This is a genomic window from Pedobacter sp. 01T416_2 (assembly GCF_056398925.1).
The window spans coordinates 1-2,621 of record NZ_JBFTQI010000796.1; the positions used below are offsets into that span (position 1 = coordinate 1).

General features: G+C 35.8%; 3 protein-coding genes. 2 read left to right on the plus strand and 1 reads right to left on the minus strand.

Features of this window, described 5'->3' with window-relative positions:
• Both AC1DPQ_RS24195 and AC1DPQ_RS24200 read left to right on the plus strand, forming a co-directional pair.
• The coding region (locus tag AC1DPQ_RS24195) for a hypothetical protein (RefSeq protein ID WP_477611130.1) at positions 1-906 on the plus strand (906 nt) is incomplete at its 5' end.
• Positions 899-1,345 (plus strand): ASCH domain-containing protein, encoded by a 447-nt coding sequence (locus tag AC1DPQ_RS24200; RefSeq protein WP_477579181.1) that lies wholly within the window; start codon positions 899-901, stop codon positions 1,343-1,345. The genes AC1DPQ_RS24195 and AC1DPQ_RS24200, both read left to right, overlap by 8 nt.
• Before the next feature lie 184 nt (positions 1,346-1,529).
• Here the strand turns inward: AC1DPQ_RS24200 and AC1DPQ_RS24205 are convergent.
• The coding region (locus AC1DPQ_RS24205) for a DUF3800 domain-containing protein (RefSeq protein WP_477579179.1) at positions 1,530-2,621 on the minus strand (1,092 nt) is incomplete at its 5' end.

Here is a 2,621-nt window from a genome sequence, read left to right on the forward strand (position 1 = left end):
TCGCTATTGAGAACCAAACAGTACAGGCTTCGGCAAACTATTTTCATGCAGAACATAACTGACCTGTTAAAATTAACCCTAGCTAAAAATAAACGGTTTCTGGCTATAACAGATGAACATTTGACCCCAAATGAAAAACAGATCCTACTTAATTTTAGTTTTTTTGAAGTTGATTCAAAATGGATCAGGGCCATGGGCCAGGGTATATATTCACTAGACAAAATCGGGAGTGAGCTATCTGATATTAGCAATACAATCCCGCCACTTAGTGAATTAATAAAAAAGATAGGATCTGCAAATGCACTTGATTACTATCTTAACATGTTTTCACTAGAGAAATTATTATGGCCACTAAAAATTAAAGAGGCTGATATTCCTTGTTTTATAGTGCCTATTAAACCCCATTTTGCCCGGGAACTTTTTGATACAAAAGCTGCAAAAGGTGAACTTTGGGGAGTAGAACCAAAACTTATCTGGAGTAAGGAAAATGTTTATTACAGGAACATTACTCCCGATGTCGAGAAATTTCCGGCAAGGATACTATGGTATTCTAGTGCCAGCAAATTTTCTAACCGGCAAAAAGCTGTAGTTTGTTCATCTTATCTTGACGAGGTAATTGTTGGGCCAGCTAAACAGCTTTTTAAAAAGCATGAACGATATGGCATTTACTCCTGGGAGAAGCATATTTTGCCATTGGCCAAAAACGACGCAGATAAGCCCATTAAGATTCTGCGTTTTTCTGATTCGGAAGCTTTTGATAAACCAATCGGCCTAACGCAGCTAAAACAAATACTTTTCCAGGCAAACGAGTCTGACAACAACTTCCAATCGCCGTTAAGGATAAAAAACAGTACTTTTATGGAAATTTACTCCTTGGGAAAAGGAATTGATTATAATCATGGATAAACTACTTTTGATTTCAATTAAAGAAAAATATGTTACAGAAATTCTTTCTGGTCATAAGACGATTGAACTGCGAAAGTCAATACCCAAGGTGAAGGCAGGAGATACGGTTATAATTTATACAACTCAGCCAAGGAAAGCAGTAACTGCCATTGCCACCGTAAAAAAAATCCTAAAAACATCACCAAAGAAAATGTGGGCTGATCATAAAGATACCCTCGGAATTTCCAAAACTGAATTCGATGATTACTATAAAAGCAGTGAGTTTGCAATAGGAATTGAAATCGTTGATGTGATCCGTCTGGATACTGAGATATTGCTTAGTGCCATCAAAAGCATCCATCCACAATTTACACCACCTCAAACATTCAAATACCTTGATAAATATCGGACTTTTAGGGACTACAACACGCTCATTAAACCTCCAAAAGGTGCGCATTAAATTTTGTTACTCGTCTTGAGCTATTGAATGGCCCACTTATTAACAACCTGTTTTCTGAATGAAAAATAGACCCAAGACGAACAGTAGAAAAAGCTGGAGTTATCGTCAAAAGTAGGAAGGGCTGCTTTTACTGAAATGCTCAAAAGCATAATACCTGCCTTTTTAAAAGTAATCTGATAAAAATTTATTTTTTCCCATACGCTTTATTGAATTTAGTAGGATTTCTGATTGCTGCCTCAGCGAGAAAATCCAATGGATTAATTCCCTCCAGATCAGTCATCCCCAATTCTTCAGGCGTCATTTCTCTCGAAGGCCACATACTGTTTCCACTAGTATGAAGGAAAAGCTTACTTTTCAAGATCTCATTGGAAAAATCGTCGCTGGTATCGTTGATAGTCTGGATAGCCAAATAGTTTATTGATGAAGCAAATATATCAGCTAACTGAATCTGTTTTAAACTTTCGCTACTTTCTTGTCTGAGACTATTAATCAATAACGGATACTTATGTTTACGCGAACCGTATCCCACTTCTGCTGAAGGTAGAGATTCTGTCAAAAATAAAATCATTTCCTTCCAATATTCGATTTGCTTTGAATTATCAAAGATAATATCAAAAGGTCTTCCATATATCTTTGCCCAAAAATTGCAATGAGCATTAAAACAGCCAAGGGTTGCATCAAGAGAATACTTATTAAAGGCACTTCTAATCGACAATAAATATTTTTGACTTGCAAGTATCATTTCAAAAATTTCCCGATAGTCACATGAGGTAACAGAATACAGCCGTGATACAGATTTATAAAATACCGCACAATCTTCAATATCGCCCGATCTATTCCATTTTACAAATGAAGTACACATATCTTCAAACATCAATTTATCCCATACTGTAGTACTTAACATATACATCAGATTTGCCGTTGCAATGTTATAACCCGTCGAATAAATATTAATACCAGAATTATGCATTACTGGCTCAATTAACTGATCTACTATCTGTATACATACCATAAATTTCTTGTGAGCATAGTAAAAATATACCCTTTCGTTCGTAATCAGATCGTCGTTTATACAGGCAATTATTGCATTTTTGAATTTATTGTATTTTTTAAGGTTTTTAAAATGGAGTTCACTCGCGTTGCTTCTCTCCAATAATGGACGAAGAAGAATTTCCGTTTCTTCGTGGTCATAATTGTGTGATAGCAACACATAAGAGGGTTGGTCTCGGTCTAACAAATTACTTCCTGAGTTGCCCGCTTCGTCAAAGTATATCAT

Excerpts from the sequence above, each read along its gene's own strand:
- AC1DPQ_RS24200 (WP_477579181.1), top strand. The coding sequence starts at position 899 with ATGGATAAACTACTTTTGATTTCAATTAAAGAAAAATATGTTACAGAA.